At 60.5% G+C, this 17,106-nt stretch carries 15 protein-coding genes; 4 read left to right on the top strand and 11 right to left on the bottom strand.

Features of this window, described 5'->3' with window-relative positions; translation table 11 throughout:
• Nucleotides 1–47: 47 nt before the first annotated feature.
• The 4 genes from lpdA to PMI22_RS04255 are packed head-to-tail and all read right to left on the bottom strand — an operon-like array spanning nucleotide 48 to nucleotide 5,004.
• Nucleotides 48–1,433, bottom strand: coding sequence for a dihydrolipoyl dehydrogenase (lpdA, locus tag PMI22_RS04240; protein ID WP_007948487.1), 1,386 nt, complete (start codon nucleotides 1,431–1,433; stop codon nucleotides 48–50).
• Nucleotides 1,434–1,436: 3 nt separating this feature from the next.
• Nucleotides 1,437–2,708 carry a dihydrolipoamide acetyltransferase family protein gene (locus PMI22_RS04245; RefSeq protein ID WP_007948486.1) on the bottom strand — a complete coding sequence of 424 codons (1,272 nt, stop codon included), beginning with the start codon at nucleotides 2,706–2,708 and terminating at the stop codon, nucleotides 1,437–1,439.
• Nucleotides 2,709–3,767, bottom strand: coding sequence for an alpha-ketoacid dehydrogenase subunit beta (locus PMI22_RS04250; protein ID WP_007948485.1), 1,059 nt, complete (start codon nucleotides 3,765–3,767; stop codon nucleotides 2,709–2,711).
• 1 nt (nucleotide 3,768) lies between these two features.
• Entirely contained in the window at nucleotides 3,769–5,004 is a 1,236-nt protein-coding gene (locus tag PMI22_RS04255) for a 3-methyl-2-oxobutanoate dehydrogenase (2-methylpropanoyl-transferring) subunit alpha (protein WP_007948483.1), read from the bottom strand.
• A 185-nt stretch (nucleotides 5,005–5,189) separates the two neighbouring features.
• Between PMI22_RS04255 and bkdR the strand changes: the two genes are divergently transcribed.
• The gene (gene bkdR / locus PMI22_RS04260) at nucleotides 5,190–5,678 is read left to right on the top strand and encodes a Bkd operon transcriptional regulator BkdR (RefSeq protein WP_007948482.1); all 489 of its coding nucleotides are present in this window, start codon (nucleotides 5,190–5,192) and stop codon (nucleotides 5,676–5,678) included.
• A gap of 145 nt (nucleotides 5,679–5,823) precedes the next feature.
• Here bkdR and PMI22_RS04265 read toward each other — a convergent pair whose 3' ends face one another.
• Nucleotides 5,824–6,687, bottom strand: a complete 864-nt coding sequence (locus tag PMI22_RS04265; protein WP_033049679.1) for an MBL fold metallo-hydrolase — start codon at nucleotides 6,685–6,687, stop codon at nucleotides 5,824–5,826.
• Between the two features lie 162 nt (nucleotides 6,688–6,849).
• Here PMI22_RS04265 and PMI22_RS04270 point away from each other — a divergent pair, with 162 nt between their 5' ends.
• The 3 genes from PMI22_RS04270 to nahK all read left to right on the top strand — a co-directional run bounded on the left by PMI22_RS04270 (nucleotide 6,850) and on the right by nahK (nucleotide 11,541).
• On the top strand, nucleotides 6,850–7,656 hold the full coding sequence (locus PMI22_RS04270) for a sulfite exporter TauE/SafE family protein (protein ID WP_007948480.1): 807 nt from the start codon (nucleotides 6,850–6,852) through the stop codon (nucleotides 7,654–7,656).
• A gap of 158 nt (nucleotides 7,657–7,814) precedes the next feature.
• Nucleotides 7,815–8,978 (top strand): nitric oxide-sensing protein NosP, encoded by a 1,164-nt coding sequence (nosP, locus tag PMI22_RS04275; protein WP_007948479.1) that lies wholly within the window; start codon nucleotides 7,815–7,817, stop codon nucleotides 8,976–8,978.
• The gene (gene nahK / locus PMI22_RS04280; protein ID WP_081502830.1) at nucleotides 8,908–11,541 is read left to right on the top strand and encodes a hybrid sensor histidine kinase/response regulator NahK/ErcS'; all 2,634 of its coding nucleotides are present in this window, start codon (nucleotides 8,908–8,910) and stop codon (nucleotides 11,539–11,541) included. Before nosP ends, nahK begins: the two co-directional genes overlap by 71 nt.
• Nucleotides 11,542–11,682: 141 nt before the next feature.
• On the opposite strand, the gene PMI22_RS04285 is transcribed toward nahK, so the two are convergent.
• The 6 genes from PMI22_RS04285 to PMI22_RS04310 all read right to left on the bottom strand — a co-directional run bounded on the left by PMI22_RS04285 (nucleotide 11,683) and on the right by PMI22_RS04310 (nucleotide 16,907).
• Nucleotides 11,683–12,348, bottom strand: coding sequence for a response regulator transcription factor (locus tag PMI22_RS04285; RefSeq protein ID WP_007948476.1), 666 nt, complete (start codon nucleotides 12,346–12,348; stop codon nucleotides 11,683–11,685).
• A 56-nt stretch (nucleotides 12,349–12,404) separates the two neighbouring features.
• Complete coding sequence (locus PMI22_RS04290; RefSeq protein ID WP_007948475.1) at nucleotides 12,405–12,962, bottom strand: PQQ-dependent catabolism-associated CXXCW motif protein; 558 nt, start codon at nucleotides 12,960–12,962, stop codon at nucleotides 12,405–12,407.
• A 229-nt stretch (nucleotides 12,963–13,191) separates the two neighbouring features.
• Nucleotides 13,192–13,983 carry an ABC transporter permease gene (locus PMI22_RS04295; protein ID WP_007948474.1) on the bottom strand — a complete coding sequence of 264 codons (792 nt, stop codon included), beginning with the start codon at nucleotides 13,981–13,983 and terminating at the stop codon, nucleotides 13,192–13,194.
• Complete coding sequence (locus tag PMI22_RS04300) at nucleotides 13,980–14,711, bottom strand: ATP-binding cassette domain-containing protein (protein ID WP_033049674.1); 732 nt, start codon at nucleotides 14,709–14,711, stop codon at nucleotides 13,980–13,982. Before PMI22_RS04300 ends, PMI22_RS04295 begins: the two co-directional genes overlap by 4 nt.
• Nucleotides 14,708–15,682, bottom strand: coding sequence for a YVTN family beta-propeller repeat protein (locus PMI22_RS04305; RefSeq protein ID WP_007948472.1), 975 nt, complete (start codon nucleotides 15,680–15,682; stop codon nucleotides 14,708–14,710). Before PMI22_RS04305 ends, PMI22_RS04300 begins: the two co-directional genes overlap by 4 nt.
• Before the next feature lie 40 nt (nucleotides 15,683–15,722).
• A complete protein-coding gene (locus tag PMI22_RS04310) occupies nucleotides 15,723–16,907 on the bottom strand; it encodes an ABC transporter substrate-binding protein (RefSeq protein ID WP_007948471.1) in 1,185 nt (394 codons plus the stop codon).
• Nucleotides 16,908–17,106: the final 199 nt, after the last annotated feature.

Raw genomic sequence — 17,106 nt, 5'->3', positions numbered from 1 at the left:
GCTGTCTCGCGGTGCTCGTCAGCTGCTACAGGGTTTTGCGTCTGTTTTTACAGATGCAACGCGTGGCCTAGGGCCCGCAGCGCCGCTTCCTGCACAGCCTCGCCCAGCGTCGGATGCGCATGGATGGTGCCGCCGATGTCTTCCAGCCGTGCACCCATTTCCAGGCTTTGTGCGAACGCCGTAGACAGTTCGGAAACCCCCACACCCACCGCTTGCCAGCCGACAATCACATGATTGTCCCGACGAGCGACAACCCGCACAAAGCCGCTTTTCGATTCCAGCGTCATCGCCCGGCCATTGGCCGCGAACGGGAAGCTTGCGACGATACAGTCCAGACCGGCGGTCTTGGCCTCGTCCGGGGTCTGGCCGACCACCACCAGTTCCGGGTCGGTAAAGCACACGGCCGCAATGGCAGTAGGGTTGAACTCGCGGGTTTTACCGCTGATCAGTTCGGCCACCATCTCGCCCTGAGCCATGGCCCGGTGCGCGAGCATCGGTTCGCCGCTCAGGTCGCCGATGGCGTACACGTTGCGCATGCTGGTCTGGCAGCGGTGGTCGATCTTGATCGCCGAGCCATTCATGTCCAGGTTCAGCGCTTCGAGGTTCCAGCCCTGAGTGTTGGGTTTGCGGCCCACGGCCACCAAAACTTGATCTGTTTCCAGGTTCAGGGTGTCGCCATCCGGACCCAGTACCTGCAATGAATTACTTGCTGAGTCAAAGCCTTGAACGCTGTGCTTCAAGTAAAGCTTCACGCCGAGCTTTTTCAGTTCGTCGTGGACTGGCTGGGTCAGTTCAGCGTCGTAGGCGGGCAGAATGCGTTCTTGCGCCTCGACCACGCTGACATCGGCGCCGAGCTTGCGATAGGCAATCCCCAGTTCCAGACCGATATAACCGCCACCGACCACGGTCAGCCGTTTTGGCACGGACGTCGGCGCCAGGGCTTCGGTGGAGGAGATGATCGGGCCGCCAATCGGTAGCATCGGCAGGTTCACGCTTTTCGACCCGGTGGCCAGCACCAGGTGCTCGCACTGAATGCGCGTGTCGCCGACGTCGACGGTTTTACCGTCAACGACCTTGGCCCAGCCTTGAATGACCTGGACTTTGTTCTTTTTCAGCAGCGCCGCGACGCCTGTGGTCAGGCGATCGACGATGCCATCCTTCCATTCGACGCTCTTGGTGATGTCGAGGGTCGGTGCCGAAACGCTGATGCCCAAGGTCGAGTGCTGGCTGTGGTGTTGCGTCTGGTGGAACTGCTCAGCCACGTGGATCAACGCTTTGGATGGGATGCAGCCGATGTTCAGGCAGGTACCGCCCAGCGATTCGCCTTCCACCAGAATGGTTGCAATGCCCAGTTGACCGGCACGGATCGCCGTCACATAACCGCCAGGGCCACCGCCGATGATCAGCAGCGTGGTATTCAAAGTCTGTTGCATGACTTACTCCACAAACAAGGTGGCGGGTTGTTCGAGCAGGCCGCGAACGGCCTGGATGAATTGCGCCGCGTCCATGCCGTCGACCACGCGGTGATCGAAGGAACTGGAGAGGTTCATCATCTTGCGAATCACGATCTGGCCTTTGACCACGATCGGGCGTTCGACGATCTTGTTGACGCCGACAATCGCCACTTCCGGCAGGTTCAGCACCGGCGTGCTGACAATACCGCCCAAGGCGCCGAGGCTGGTCAGGGTAATGCTCGATCCAGACAATTCATCGCGGCCAGCCTTGCCATTGCGTGCGGCGGTGGCCAAACGGGAGATTTCGGCCGCGTTGTCCCACAGGCTGCGGGCTTCGGCATGACGCACCACCGGCACCATCAAACCGATGTCGGCCTGGGTGGCGATGCCCACATGCACCGCACCGAGGCGGGTGATGACCTGGGCTTCGTCGTCGTAACGGGCGTTGATCTGCGGGAAGTCGCGCAGGGCGACGACCAGCGCGCGAACCAGGAACGGTAGCAAGGTCAGCTTGCCACGGGTTGCGCCGTGTTTTTCGTTCAGGTGCGCGCGCAGTTCTTCAACGGCAGTCACGTCGATTTCTTCGACATAGCTGAAGTGTGCGGCGCGCTGGGTAGCGTCCTGCATGCGTTGGGCAATCTTGCGGCGCATGCCGATGACCGGAATCTGCTCTTCATCGTTACGCTGGGCGTACGCGGACGACACGGTCGATGCATTCGACTGATCTTGCGCCAGATAGGCGTCGAGGTCTTCGTGCAATACGCGACCGGCAGGGCCGCTGCCACGTACCAGGCGCAATTGAATGCCGAGGTCCAGCGCGTGTTTGCGCACGGCCGGAGAGGCCAGCGGACGTTCGTCGGCTTCGCGGGCGACCATCGGGCCCTGGCAAACGGCGGCTCGCGGCGCAGCAGCGGCGACCGGTTTGCTTTCCACCACGGCTGCAACTTTAGGCGCTGCAACCGGCGCTTCTTTAACGGGAGCAGGCTGCGCCGACTCTTTAACGTTGCCGGCGCCTTCCACTTCAATACTGATCAGGATGCTGCCAACCGCCATGACTTCACCAGGCACACCGCCCAGCGCGATCACCTTGCCGTGGACCGGCGAAGGGATGTCGACCATCGCCTTGTCGGTCATCACATCGGCCAGCACCTGATCTTCGACGACCATGTCACCGACCTTGACGTGCCATACCGACAACTCAACTTCTGCAATGCCTTCGCCAATGTCCGGCATTTTAATAACGTGCGTGCCCATTCAGACCTCCATAACCCGATGCAAAGCCGCGCCCACTCGGGACGGACCAGGGAAATACGCCCACTCTTGCGCGTGCGGGTAGGGGGTGTCCCAACCGGTGACGCGTTCGATAGGCGCTTCCAGGTAGTGGAAGCAGTGCTCCTGTACCAACGCCACCAACTCGGCGCCAAAGCCACAAGTGCGAGTCGCTTCGTGAACGATCACGCAACGGCCGGTTTTCTTCACCGACTTGACGATGGTGTCCAGGTCCAGCGGCCACAGGCTGCGCAGGTCGATGACTTCAGCGTCGATGCCGGTTTCTTCAGCGGCGACTTGCGACACATAAACAGTGGTGCCGTAAGTCAGGATGGTCACGTCTTTGCCGGGACGGGCGATGGCAGCGACGTCCAGCGGCACGGTGTAGTAACCGTCCGGCACTTGCGCGGCCGGGTGTTTCGACCATGGGGTTACCGGGCGGTCGTGATGGCCATCGAACGGGCCGTTGTACAGGCGTTTTGGCTCAAGGAAGATCACCGGGTCATCGTTTTCGATGGAGGCAATCAGCAGGCCTTTGGCGTCGTAAGGGTTGGACGGCATGACCGTGCGCAGACCGCACACCTGGGTGAACATCGCCTCGATGCTCTGGCTGTGGGTCTGGCCGCCGTAGATGCCGCCGCCGCAAGGCATGCGCAGGGTCATCGGGGCGGTGAACTCTCCGGCCGAGCGATAACGCAGGCGAGCGGCTTCGGAAATGATCTGGTCCGACGCCGGGTACACGTAGTCGGCGAACTGGATCTCGGCCACCGGGCGCAAGCCGTAGGCGCCCATGCCCACGGCGACACCGACGATGCCGCTTTCGGAAATCGGCGCATCGAACACGCGGGAGGTGCCGTACTTGGTCTGCAGGCCTTCGGTGCAACGGAACACGCCGCCGAAGTAGCCCACGTCCTGGCCGAAGACCACGACGTTGTCGTCACGCTCAAGCATCACATCCATGGCCGAGCGCAGGGCCTGGATCATGGTCATGGTGGTCGTAGTCATGGCAGTTTCCAGCTCGATTTTGTTGTTGTGGTCGTTCATGTCAGATCCCCAACTCTTGACGCTGGCGCTTCAAATGCTCAGGCATCTCTTTGTAGACGTCTTCGAACATGGTCGCGGCGCTTGGAATCTGGCCACCGGCGAGGGTGCCGTACTGTTCGGCTTCTTTCTGTGCGGCGATGACTTCGGCTTCCAGCTCGGCGCTGACGGCGGTGTGTTCCTCTTCGGACCAGTGACCGATCTTGATCAGGTGCTGCTTGAGGCGCGCAATCGGGTCGCCCAACGGGAAGTAGCTCCAGTCGTCGGCCGGACGGTACTTGGACGGATCATCAGAGGTGGAGTGTGGACCGGCGCGGTAGGTGACCCATTCGATCATGGTCGGGCCGAGGTTGCGGCGCGCACGTTCGGCGGCCCAGGCAGAGGCGGCATAGACTGCGACGAAATCGTTGCCGTCAACCCGCAGGGAGGCAATGCCGCAACCGACGCCACGACCGGCAAACGTGGTGGCTTCACCGCCAGCAATTGCCTGGAAAGTGGAGATTGCCCACTGGTTGTTGACCACGTTGAGGATCACCGGCGCGCGGTAAACGTGGGCAAAAGTCAGGGCGGTGTGGAAGTCGGATTCAGCGGTGGCGCCGTCGCCGATCCAGGCCGAGGCGATTTTGGTGTCGCCCTTGATCGCCGACGCCATGCCCCAGCCCACGCCTTGTACGAATTGGGTGGCGAGGTTGCCGGAAATGGTGAAGAAGCCGGCATCTTTGACCGAGTACATGATCGGCAACTGACGGCCCTTGAGCGGATCGCGCTCGTTGGACAGCAGTTGGCAGATCAGGCCTACCAGCGGAACGTCGCGGGCCATCAGGATGCTTTGCTGGCGGTAGGTCGGGAAGCACATGTCGTCGATGTTCAAGGCCAGGGCCTGGCCGGTGCCAATGGCTTCTTCGCCGAGGCTCTGCATGTAGAACGACATTTTTTTCTGACGCTGGGCGACCACCATGCGGTTGTCGTAGATCCGCGTCTTGAGCATGGCGCGCATGCCTTTACGCAGGATTTCGAACGGTACGCCTTCAGCCCACGGACCGAGCGCATTGCCCTGGTCGTCGAGCACGCGAATCAGACCCTTGGCCAGGTCGGCGGTGTCGGCGGGTTCTACGTCGATGGAAGGTTTGCGCACCGTGCCCGCGTCGGTCAGACGCAGGTAGGAGAAGTCGGTTTTGCAACCAGGACGGCCCGAGGGTTCGGGAACGTGCAGTTGCAGCGGTTCGTACGCTTGGTTCATGGCTTCTTCGCTCGATCTTGTGAATTTCTTGTAGTGAGCTGACCGTCATTCCTCTGTGGAAGAATTATTGTCCTACAACAATCATAGGCCCGGCGAAGAAGAATATTTATCTCAGTTTCATTGCATTGGAGATCATTTGGGGATAAAAAATCTGTATAAACAAGAAAAACAGGTGGTTTTGTCTCATGCGCAAACTGGACCGTACCGATATCGGCATTCTTAACAGCCTTCAAGAGAACGCGCGTATCACCAACGCCGACCTCGCACGCTCGGTCAATCTTTCGCCGACGCCGTGCTTCAATCGGGTCAAGGCCATGGAAGAGTTGGGCCTGATTCGTGAGCAGGTGACGCTGCTGGATGCGAACCTGCTGGGGCTGCATGTGAACGTGTTCATTCACGTCAGTCTGGAGAAACAGGTAGAAGAGGCGTTGCAGCATTTCGAGGAAGCGATCTCGGATCGCCCGGAAGTGATGGAGTGCTATTTGATGGCGGGCGACCCGGACTATTTGATTCGGGTATTGGTGCCGACCATCCAGTCGCTGGAGCGCTTCATGATGGACTTTCTCACCAAAGTCCCCGGTGTGGCGAACATCCGTTCAAGCTTCGCACTCAAGCAGGTGCGCTACAAAACCGCACTGCCGTTGCCGGCCAATGGTTTGACCCTCTCCAGCTGACCCTCCAATCCCTGTAGCAGCTGTCGAGCAGCGCGAGGCAGCGTCCGGCGGCGCAGCCGTCGCAAACCCGGCAATCGGGTTTTGTCAGGCACACCGCACACGCAGCCTCGCGTTGCTCGACAGCTGCTACGTGGAGGGTGGTGAGTCAGAGCTGGTTGATGGGGATTTTCAGGTAGGTCACGCCGTTACTCTCGGCCGGGGGCAAATTCCCCGCCCGCACGTTCACCTGAATCGCCGGTAGCAACAGGTTCGGCATGCCCAGCCCGGCATCGCGCCGCGTGCGCATGTCGACAAATGCCGCCTCATCAATGCCGTCATGCACGTGGATGTTGCTTTTGCGCTGCTCGCCAACCGTGGTCATGCATTGGGGGGCGCGGCCGTCGGGCGGGTAGTCGTGGCAAACGTACAGGCTCACGCTGGCCGGGAAGGCCAGCAGTTTTCGAATCGAGGCGTACAACTGATTGGCGTTGCCGCCGGGAAAGTCGCAGCGCGCGGTGCCCACATCGGGCATGAACAAGGTGTCGCCGACCAGAATCACCTCATCGTCAATCAGGTAAGCCATGTCCGCCGGGGTGTGGCCGGGCACATGCAGGGCGGTGGCCTTGAGGTTGCCGATCATGAACGACTCGTCCGGCGCGAATAGATGATCGAACTGGGAACCATCAATGCGAAACTCCGGCTCCAGGTTGAACAGGCTTTTGAACACGCCTTGAACCTTGCTGATCGACTCCCCAATCGCTATTTTGCCGCCCAGCTCCCGGCGCAGATAAGGTGCGGCAGACAGGTGATCGGCATGGGCGTGGGTTTCCAGCAACCATTGCACCTGCAACTGATGATCGCGCACGAACGCGATGATTTTGTCGGCCTGGGCCGTGCACGTCCTGCCCGCTGCCGGATCGTAGTCGAGCACCGGGTCGACGATGGCGCATTGGCCGCCATCGGCTTCGTGGATCACGTAACTGTAGGTCGACGAGGCAGGGTCGAGGAAAGCTTCAATCAAGGCAGGCATGGTGAGCATTTCTATCTGAACAAGCACCGAGGGTAGTTTCATTTTCCCCGCATTGACCAGCCCCTGATTAATTCAATTGATGAAAAAATCTGCGCGGGCTCTATCCTGTCCGTCATCGATACCGGGCGTTCCCGGCCTTTTTCAACAAATCACGAGTGGTTTATGTTGCTGGCAAGTTTTTTTGGGATGGTCATGGGCCTGGTCCTCGGTTTGACCGGGGCCGGTGGCGGCATTCTTGCGGTGCCGGCCCTGGTGCTGGGGTTGGGATTGACCATGACCCAAGCAGCGCCCGTCGCTTTGTTTGCGGTGGGCAGCGCAGCAGCGGTCGGCGCGATTGACGGGTTGCGGCATGGCTTGGTGCGTTATCGCGCGGCGTTGCTGATCGCGCTGCTCGGCGCGGTGTTTTCCCCGGTGGGCATCTACTTCGCCCATCAGTTGCCGGAAAAAATCCTGATGATTCTGTTCAGTCTGCTGATGGTCATGGTCGCCTGGCGGATGCTGCGCCGTGAGCGGCAGGAAGCAGGGCCGAGCGATCACGGTCACGCCAACTGGGGGCAGAAAAACTGCATGCTTGATCAACAGACCGGGCGTTTTTCCTGGACCGCCAAATGCACGGTGACCCTGGCGTCACTCGGCGCGGTAACGGGCGTGGTGTCCGGACTGCTCGGCGTGGGCGGCGGCTTTCTGATCGTCCCGGCGTTCAAGCAACTGACCGACGTGCAGATGCGCGGGATCGTCGCCACTTCCCTGATGGTGATCAGCCTGATTTCCGCCATCGGCGTGATCGGCGCGTTTCACGCCGGTGTGCGCATCGATAGCCTTGGTATCAGTTTCATCGTTGCCAGCATCGTCGGCATGATCATTGGCCGCAAGCTGTGCGCGAAGGTGCCGGCGCGGGCGTTGCAAGTCGGCTTTGCCAGCGTCTGCATTGTGATTGCCGCTTATATGCTGTTCAGGGCCGGCGTCTAAAAACGATACCCTGCATGTGGGCCCGGTCGGGTCCACAGCGAAGTTCGCCACCGCTCTCATCCTATCGAAGCGTCTGACCGCTACCCAAGTAGCATTCGTTGCGCTGTGCGGGTTTCGTAAACTCCCTGCTCAACCATACGCACCTGCGGGAGGCGACGATGCAGCAGGTCCAGGGTGAAGGTGTCGTCAGCGCAATGTCCCAGGCCACCGATGACCGACAAGTGGCGCAGGAGCTGGCGCGTCAATTGTTGCACCCGCATCTGGGCTTCGTGCTGTTTTTCTGTTCCGCCGAATATGACTTGCAGGCGCTGGGCGAGGCCTTGCAACACAGTTTCGGGGGTATTCGTCTGGTGGGCTGCACCAGTGCCGGGGAAATCACCCCGCTGGGCTATGGACGCAATTGCGTGACGGCGGTGGGTTTCGATCACCGGCATTTTTCCATTGCGATCGAGTTGATCGACGAAATGGAACACTTCAGCCTGATCGATGCGCAGCAAATGGTTGAGCGCCTGGTCAGCGGCTGTCGCAGCAACACCCTGGCACCGATCAAGGGCAACAGTTTTGCCCTGACCCTGCTCGATGGTTTGTCCAGCCGCGAAGAAATGGTCCTCGCCGCTTTGAGTGCCGCACTGGGCGACATTCCCCATTTCGGCGGTTCGGCCGGTGACGACAACTACCTGACCCATACCCATGTGTACTTCGATGGCGCCTTTCACAGCGGCGCGGCGGTGGTCGTGCTGGTCAATACCTGGCTGGATTTCGAAGTGTTCACCACCCACCACATGCTGCCCCGGGCCGAAAAGCTGGTGGTCACCGGGGCCGACAGCGCCTCGCGTCGTGTCTATGAACTCAACGCGGAACCCGCCGCCGCCGAATACGCCCGGCACATCGGCGTGCCGGTGAGTGCGCTGGATCACCGAATCTTCGCCGCGCACCCGTTGGCCGTGAAGATCAACGAGCAGTATTACGTACGCGCAATTCAGCAGGTGCATGCGGACTTGAGCCTGAGTTTTTACTGCGCCGTGGAGAATGGCATCGTGCTCACCGCCATGACCCCAGGGCCCATGCTGCCGAACCTGAAAAGCTTGTTCGAGGGGCTGGAGGAACGCTTGGGTGACCTGTTGTTGACCATCGGTTGCGACTGTTTTCTCAGGCGTCTGGAACTGGAAGACGACGGTCGTCTCGATGACATCGGGAAGTTTTTGCGCGAGCAACGGGTGATGGGTTTCAACACCTATGGAGAACAGTTCAATGGCATGCACATCAACCAGACCTTCACCGGCGTTGCCATTGCCCGCGGCCGTGCCCCAGGACATCGCTGAGCTGCAGGCCGAACTGGCCGGCCTGCGCCACGACAACCATAAACTGCAGCGGATCAACGCGGCGCTGATCGAGCGTATCGAGTCCGGCATCACCCGGGGCAATGATCCGTACGCGGCGTTCCAGCATTCAGTGGTGCTGGCCGAGCAGGTCCGCGAGCGCACCGATGCCTTGAACCAGGCCATGGCCGAACTCAAGGCCGGCAACCATTTGCTCAGCGAGGCACGCCTGCGTGCCGAGACGGCGCATCGACATCTGATCGATGCCATCGAGAGCATTTCCGATGCCTTTGTCTTGTTCGACGCCGAGCAGCGCATCGTCTTGTTCAATAGTCGCTTCAAGGCGTTCTGGCGCAATAGCCGGGTGCGGATCAACGCGGGCATGCGCCTGACCGAGGTCAAGCGCCTGATGATGAGCAACGGGCTGTTCACCGAAGAACCGCGGGGGCACGCCGACGAGAGCTTGCTGTACCGCTTGCAGAACGGGCGTTGGCTGCAAGTCAGCGAGCGACCGACTCAGGAAGGCGGACGGGTGATCCTGTTCACCGACATTACCGACGTCAAACTCAGTGAAACCGTACGCCGCGAACAGGCCGTGGCGCAGAAATCACATCTGTTGCAGCGGGCGGTCGATAACCTGTCCCAGGGTGTGGCGATGGTCAACGCCGAGGGTATTCTGGAATTGTGGAACCGGCGCTTCCTCGAATTGAGCGGGCTGGCGCCGGTCGCTGCCCATCGACCCTTTGCTGAAGTGATCGCCGACACCGAGCTGAATTTGCTGACCCCGGCCAGTCGCGATGGCAATGGACGGCCGGTACAGGAATGCGAACAACGCCTCTATGACGGCCGGGTCCTGGAAATCCGTACGCATCCACTGCCGACCGGCGGTTTCGTCAACACCTTCACCGACATCACCGAGCGTTACCAGCACGCCGAGACGCTGAGTGAAAGCGAGCGCTGGATTCGCTTGATCACCGACCACGTGCCGGCGCTGATCGCCTACCTCAACGCCGATCTGGTGTATGAGTTCACCAACAGGGTCTATGAAGAGTGGTACTGCTGGCCACGGGGCGTGATGCTCGGCCAAAGCCTGCGGCAAGTGCACAGCGAACAGCATTACCAGCGTTTGGAGAGTTACGTGGCGAGGGCGCTGGCCGGCGAGAGCGTCACGTTCGAGTTCGCCGAAACCAACGTCAATAATCAGGAGCGCTACATGCTGCGTTCCTACGTGCCCAATCGCCTGGCCTCGGGGGAGGTGGTGGGGATTTTCGTGTTGATCCGCGACATCACCGAGCGCCGTCGCACCGCTGAGGCACTGCACCAGGCGTATCAGAATCTTGAGTTGCGGGTGCGCGAACGCACGGCGGAGCTGACCACCCTCAATGGCCAGTTATTGCGTGAAATCGAAGAGCGTCGCGAAGTGGAATCCCGTTTGCGCGAGGCCAAGCTTGAAGCTGAGCAAGCCAACTTGTCCAAGACCAAGTTTCTCGCCGCCGTTAGCCACGATTTGCTGCAACCGCTGAACGCCGCACGCTTGTTTACCAGTGCATTGCTGGAGCGACGCGAACCGAATTCCAACGAAATTCTGGTGCGCAATGTCAGTAACTCCCTGGAAGATGTCGAGAACTTGCTGGGCACTCTGGTGGACATTTCCAAGCTCGATGCCGGGGTCATCAAAGCCGATATTGCGCCGTTCGCCCTCAGCGAACTGCTGGAAAACCTCGCGGCTGAATACACCGAAGTGGCGCGCAGTGAGGGCCTTGAACTGCATTTCATCGCCTGTTCGGCGCTGGTGCGCAGTGACATCCAGTTGTTGGCGCGCATCCTGCGCAACCTGCTGAGCAATGCGATTCGCTACACCTACAGCGGCCGGGTGGTACTCGGATGCCGGCGTCTTCATCAGCGCTTGTTGATCCAGGTCTGGGACACCGGCATGGGCATCGCCGAAAATCGTCTGGAAGAGATTTTCCAGGAGTTCAAACGCGGTGACGTGCAGCGTCCGGATCAAGATCGCGGCCTGGGGCTGGGCCTGGCCATTGTCGAGAAAATCGCCGGGATCCTCGGGCATCGCATTCATGTGCGCTCGTGGCCAGGCAAGGGTTCGATGTTCTCGGTCGAAGTACCGTTGAGCGCGACCGCACCGACGCCGGTGCCGACGTTGCAGATGAGTGAGCCGATGCTTGAGCGCCTGCGCGGGGCACGGGTCTGGGTGCTGGACAACGACGCGACCATTTGCGCCGGCATGCGCACCTTGCTCGAAGGGTGGGGCTGTCGGGTGGTGACGGCACTGTCGGAAGAGGACCTGGCGCGAAAAGTGGAGAACTACCGCGCCGAGGCGGACCTGTTGATCGCTGATTATCATCTGGACAACGATCAGAATGGCGTGGACGCCGTGGCCCGGATCAATGCCTGTCGTGCGTCACCCATCCCGGCCCTGATGATCACCGCCAACTACAGCAACGAACTCAAACAGCAGATCCGCGAGCTGGGCCACACCCTGATGCACAAACCGGTGCGGCCGATGAAACTCAAGACGGCGATGAGTCATTTGCTCGGCAGGCCTTGAGATCCTCTGCGTTAGTACCACCGTCATCGCGAGCAGGCTCGCTCCCACATTGGTTCTTGGATGTTCACAAATTCTGTGTTCACTGGAGATTAAATGTGGGAGCGAGCCTGCTCGCGAATGGGGCGACGCGGTCTCCCAGACTCAACGCCGCAAGTAAGACCCGAAATCAATATCCCCGGCACTCAAGATTGCCTGTACCCGATTGTGCACATTGAGTTTGCGCAGGATTGCCGAGACGTGGGCCTTGACGGTGGTTTCGGCGATTTCCAGGGTGTAGGCGATCTGTTTGTTCGATTCGCCCTTGGTCATGCGTTCAAGTACCTGCAATTGCTTGCGGGTCAGGGCCTGGAGCAATTCGGGAGGGAAGCTCGGCGTGTCGTTCATCCTGCGCGGGGTGTTGGTTCGGGTGGTGCGGATGATGTCTGGCGGCAAGTACACGTTGCCGTTAAGAATTTGCTGGATGGCCTCGGTCATTTGCGTGCGCGGTGACGACTTTGTGATGAAACCCACCGCACCGTAGGTAATGGCTTGCAGGACGATTTGTTTGTCCTGCTCGGCAGAGACAATCACCACGGGAATGGTCGGGGCCTCGTTGCGCAGATTGATCAGGCCATTAAGCCCGTGCATGCCGGGCATGTTCAGGTCGAGCAGGATCAGGTCCAGGTCGTCGTGTTCCTGAGTGAGCGCCAGGGCACTGTCCAGATCGGCGGTTTCCATGACTTCGCTATTGGGGAAACCATCGCTGATGACGTTATGAATCGCTTCGCGAAACAGCGGGTGATCGTCGGCAATCAGAATTTTGTACATAGCCTTTCACCTCATTATTTTGATTAGGGTGTGGCAACAACACGCCAGCGTAAAGATCAGGGGAAAGGTTCGGGCCGGGCGGGCGTCACGGGCAGGTTGGCGGCTTGCCAGGCATCGAGGCCGTCGCGATACCAATACAACGTCTTATAGCCCATGGCGGACGCCCGTTTTACCGCGTTCCAGCTCAACCAGCAGTCGGCGCGGCAATAGAAGACCAGCGGTCGTGCCGGATCCCCGGCGGTCAATGCCTTGAGGTTACGCGCAAAGTAACCCTGCCAGTCAGGCGTCAGGTCGCCGTCGCCAGTATTGGCCAGCCAGTGGCTGCCGGGCAGGTTTTCATGGGGCTGGTCTTCGATGAACTGCCCTTGCAGCCATTGGCGGCGGTAGACATCGATCAGTACCGGCGACGGGGTTTGATTGAGCAGGGTTTGCAGGGCTCGGGTGTCAAGGATGGTCGCGTCTTGCAGGGTTTCCGGCGTCGGGCTGCGGTACAGCCCGATGCGATAGCCGTCGGCGGAAAACAGCGGTGATTCGGCTTGCGCGCTGCCCAGCATCAGGCTCAGCGACAGCGCAGCGAGAGTAGAGCGCAACAGGCAACGTCGGGCACGCGGCATGGGGGTCGATCCTTATAGTTATGGACCTATTACATGCCAGCCGTGAGGCTTTGGGAATGCGACGATAGACAGGGAAACCAGTACTAAAGTAGTAATTTCACCCCCTGTTGATGGAGTTCCAATTGTAGGAGTGAGCCTGCTCGCGATAGCGGTGTATCAGACAACATCGATGTTGAATGAAAGATAGCTATCGCGAGCAGGCTCGCTCCTACAGTTTGGATTTGGGTTGTTAGCCGGATTTGCGCAGGGCCGCGTGCTGTGGGTTGAAGGTGAGCACCGCAAGTAGTGCAAACACGAACGTCAGCCCCACGCACACCGTCAACGCAAGCGGATTGAAGCGCTCATACAGGGCAAACCGCACCAGCTCCACCGCATGGGTAAACGGGTTCACCGCGCACAGCCAGTACAACCATTCACTGGCCTCACGCATCTTCCACAACGGATACAGTGCCGAGGACAGGAAAAACAGCGGAAAGATCACGAAATTCATGACCCCGGCAAAGTTCTCCAGCTGGCGGATGGCGTTGGACAGCAACAGGCCCAAGGCACTGAGCATCAACGCCACCACCAGTAATGTCGGCAGGGCAATCAACAACCCCATGGCCGGCGGCTGCACGCCATACATCCAGGCAATGGCCAAAAAGGCATACACCTGCAACAGGGAAATCAGCGACGTGGCCAGCAGCTTGCTGCATAGCAGAAAGGTCCGGGGCAGGGGGCTGGTCAGCAGCACGCGCATGCTGCCCATCTCGCGGTCGTACACCATCGACAGTGAACCTTGCATGCCGTTGAACAGCAGGATCATGCAAGCCAGGCCGGGGACGATATAGACCTCGTACGGAATGTAGGTGTCGTAGGGTTCGATAATCGCGATGCCCAATGCCGCCCGAAAACCGGCCGCGAACACCAGCAGCCATAACAGCGGCCGCACCAGCGCACTGAGAAACCGCGTGCGCTGTAACACAAAACGCAGCCATTCGCGCAGCACGATACCGCTGAAACATTGCCAGTACGCATTCATCGCGCCGCTCCTGAAGTGGTCAGGCAAGTGAAAGCCGAGCCGAGGTCGCCGCCATGTTCCAGGCTCAGCGCATCGGCCTGTCCGCTGGCCACCAACCGGCCTTGATGGAGGATCAACAAGTCGTCGCTGGCCTGCACTTCGTCCAGTAAATGGGTGGTCCAGAGCACGCTGATGGCGTGTTCGCGGCACAGGTTGCGCATGTGCTGATTGAGTGCCAGGCGACTGGCGGGATCGAGTCCGGCGCTGGCTTCGTCGAGTAGCAACAGGCGCGGTTCATGCAGCAGGGCGCGGGCGATTTCCACCCGGCGGCGGTGGCCGCCATTGAGTTCGCGTACCCGTTCGCGTCGGCGTTCGGTCAGGGTCTGGCGGGCCAGCTCGGCGTCAACCCGGATACCGGTCTGGCGCCGGGACAGACCATGCAACGCGGCGTGATACCGCAGGTTCTGCTCGACGCTGAGGTCCAGGTCCAGGGTGCTTTGCTGGAACACTACGCCCAACTGCTTGAGCGCCGGGCGCGGGGCATCGCGTAATGAATAGCCGCCGACCTTGATGTCTCCGTGCTGCACATCATAAAGCCGGGTCAGCAGGGCAATCAGGGTTGATTTGCCGGCGCCATTGGGCCCCAGCAGTGCGGCGAAACGTCCGGCGGCCAAGTTGAAATTCACGTGGCGCAACGCTTCCCGGGCACCGTAGGCAAAACTCAGGTCGCTGACTTCCAGTGCATTCATGGCGTCACCACCACGCCCCAAGGGTAGCGTCCGACTTTCACCGATTTGCTGACCTTGAGGCTGTCGACATCAATCACCGACACGTCACCGCTGACGCCGTTGGTGGCGAGCAGTTGCTTTTGATCGGGCGTGAACGCCAACTGCCAGACACGCCGCCCGACCAGCAGATAGTCGAGAGTCTCAAACGTCTTGGCATCGATCACCGCCACGTGATTGGCCGGGCCCAGTGCGACGAATGCGTACTTGCCGTCGGCGCTGAGCTTGATGCCCACGGGCTGGACCTTGTCCGGGTGGATGCCTTTGATCTGGAAGTTAAGGGTCTTGAGGATCTTGCGGCTGGCGACGTCGAGAATCGTCACCGTGCCGCCGATTTCCGCCGACGCCCAGAGTTGTGAACCGTCCTGATTGAATTCGACAAAGCGCGGTCGCTGATCCACCAGCGTGCTGTCGGCCAGGGTCTGGGTGCTGGTGTCAATCCAGTGCAGCATGTTGGTGGTTTCGCTGGTGTTCACCACCCACTTGCCGTCGGGGCTGACGGCCATGCCTTCGGGTTCGACGCCGACGTTGACCTGGCCGAGCACCTGGGAGGTTTCGGTGTCGATCACCGTGACCAGCGCATCGTCTTCGTTGGAAACGTACAACCAGCGGTTATTGGGGTGCAGGGCGAATTGCTCGGGGTCTTTGCCCGAGGGCAGCTCCTTGATGATCTTGCGCGTGACCACGTCCATCACCTGGACCCGGTCCGAATCGCTGGCGCAGATGTACAGCAGCTTGTTGTCGTGGGACAGCAACAGGCCACGCGGGCGCTGGCCGACAGGCAAGGTGTCGGTGACTTGCAGGGTCTGCATGTCGATCAGGCTCAGGCTGTTGTCCTTTTCGTTGGAGACCCACGCGGTGCTGGCAGCAGCATGCCCGGCGGCGAGCAGCAGGGCGCATGAAAGCAGGGTGCGGCAGAGCAGGGTGCGGCGCATGGCAGATTCCTTTTTGTTGTAGTTCTTGTGGAAAGTTGCATCAGGGAAAGCGGCAGCTGACCTCGGGTTTGTCGTAACCCAGGCTGTCCATTTCGTTGAAGGGGTGCAGAAAGCCGTCCTGCGGCGAGGTACTGACCAGGGCGCGGGGCTGGACGATGGGAATGGGTTGGCGCAACTGACCGTTCCACGGGCGATAACTGAGCTTGCGCCCCTTGAAACCGTCCAGCGGCAGTTGATCGCTGAGTTCCAGCTGACGGATCGCCATCGGCTCGGTCTGGCGCAGTTTGCTCACGGCGCTGGCGATGCTGCGGACGGCCATCCAGGCGGCGAAGTCGCGGTCGTTCATCCAGCGCCCGGCCAGGGCTTCAAAACGCTTTTGCAACTGAGCGGCGCCGTAGGTTTCCACGGTCTTGTGCCAACCCACCGGGGTCAGCCCTTGCGTGCCGGCGACCGGGCGCGGGTACCAGGTCTGGTAGGGCACGTATTCACCGAAATCGCCGCGCTCATCGGCCACCAGCACCACGTCATATTCGGCGGTCTGGGTGAACAGCGGCATGTCGGCCTGGGCACTGCGACGTTGATCGTTATCAAAACTCCAGGCCTTCTCCGCCACCAGTTGCAGCCCGAAGCGCTTGGCCGCGCGGCGCAGGGCGGTGGCGTAGGCTTGATCGTCGGCAGTCGGGCCGACGATCAGCAGCGCCCGTTGCCATTTGCGGACCACCAGATATTGCGCCAGTGCATCGGTGAGCATCGCCCGACTCGGCAAGCTGTGCAGCACGTTCGGCAGGCAGTCGGTGGTGCGCAAGCGGTCGTCGGGGCTGCCGGCGTTGAACAGCAGGCTGTCGGGCAGGGCGGCACTGAGTTGGCGCAAGTTGTCGGCCGGGGCGTTCACCACAAACAGACGCAGCCCCTGTGCGTGCTGGGCTTTGGCCGCTTCGAGCAAGGCTTCGGGGCTGTCGACGCTGGCACTGTCCAGGGTGTAACTGTGGTTGAGAAAACGCCCGGTGCTGTTGCTGTCGGTGATCGCCAATTCGGCGCCACGCAGCCCGGCATCGGTCGGTTCGGGAATGACATTCGACAGTATCGGGCCCGGATCGGGGCGATAGCCCAGGTAGCCGATGCGTACCTGAAGCGGCGCGTCTGCGGCCTGGCTTTGGGTGGCCAGGCCGGCAGCGCAGGCAATCGCCAGCAGGTACAGCAAGGCGTAAGGGACTAGCAGGCGCATAGGACGCTCCATTACAGGTAGCGCCAGCATAGGAAGCCTGTGAAGCAGAAGAAATATGCAGAAAGTACCGGAGAGCCAGTACCAAGGTAGTAACCCGGGCGAATCGACGCGGTTTTAGCTTGGGTTTGAATGGCTCTCGCCCTGATGCCGATCAGTTAAGCCATAACACTATCCGTAGCAGCTGGCGAAGCCTGCGTTC

This window comes from Pseudomonas sp. GM21, assembly GCF_000282215.1.
Taxonomy (GTDB): Bacteria; Pseudomonadota; Gammaproteobacteria; order Pseudomonadales; family Pseudomonadaceae; genus Aquipseudomonas.
Note: the sequence above shows the minus strand (reverse complement) of the source record. Positions and strands in the feature narration are given on the sequence as shown.

Bases quoted from the DNA above. Each gene is read 5' to 3' on its own strand.
- lpdA (WP_007948487.1), bottom strand. From the start codon at position 1,433: ATGCAACAGACTTTGAATACCACGCTGCTGATCATCGGCGGTGGCCCT.
- PMI22_RS04245 (WP_007948486.1), bottom strand. From the start codon at position 2,708: ATGGGCACGCACGTTATTAAAATGCCGGACATTGGCGAAGGCATTGCA.
- PMI22_RS04250 (WP_007948485.1), bottom strand. From the start codon at position 3,767: ATGAACGACCACAACAACAAAATCGAGCTGGAAACTGCCATGACTACG.
- PMI22_RS04255 (WP_007948483.1), bottom strand. From the start codon at position 5,004: ATGAACCAAGCGTACGAACCGCTGCAACTGCACGTTCCCGAACCCTCG.
- bkdR (WP_007948482.1), top strand. From the start codon at position 5,190: ATGCGCAAACTGGACCGTACCGATATCGGCATTCTTAACAGCCTTCAA.
- PMI22_RS04265 (WP_033049679.1), bottom strand. From the start codon at position 6,687: ATGCCTGCCTTGATTGAAGCTTTCCTCGACCCTGCCTCGTCGACCTAC.
- PMI22_RS04270 (WP_007948480.1), top strand. From the start codon at position 6,850: ATGTTGCTGGCAAGTTTTTTTGGGATGGTCATGGGCCTGGTCCTCGGT.
- nosP (WP_007948479.1), top strand. From the start codon at position 7,815: ATGCAGCAGGTCCAGGGTGAAGGTGTCGTCAGCGCAATGTCCCAGGCC.
- nahK (WP_081502830.1), top strand. From the start codon at position 8,908: ATGGCATGCACATCAACCAGACCTTCACCGGCGTTGCCATTGCCCGCG.
- PMI22_RS04285 (WP_007948476.1), bottom strand. From the start codon at position 12,348: ATGTACAAAATTCTGATTGCCGACGATCACCCGCTGTTTCGCGAAGCG.
- PMI22_RS04290 (WP_007948475.1), bottom strand. From the start codon at position 12,962: ATGCCGCGTGCCCGACGTTGCCTGTTGCGCTCTACTCTCGCTGCGCTG.
- PMI22_RS04295 (WP_007948474.1), bottom strand. From the start codon at position 13,983: ATGAATGCGTACTGGCAATGTTTCAGCGGTATCGTGCTGCGCGAATGG.
- PMI22_RS04300 (WP_033049674.1), bottom strand. From the start codon at position 14,711: ATGAATGCACTGGAAGTCAGCGACCTGAGTTTTGCCTACGGTGCCCGG.
- PMI22_RS04305 (WP_007948472.1), bottom strand. From the start codon at position 15,682: ATGCGCCGCACCCTGCTCTGCCGCACCCTGCTTTCATGCGCCCTGCTG.
- PMI22_RS04310 (WP_007948471.1), bottom strand. From the start codon at position 16,907: ATGCGCCTGCTAGTCCCTTACGCCTTGCTGTACCTGCTGGCGATTGCC.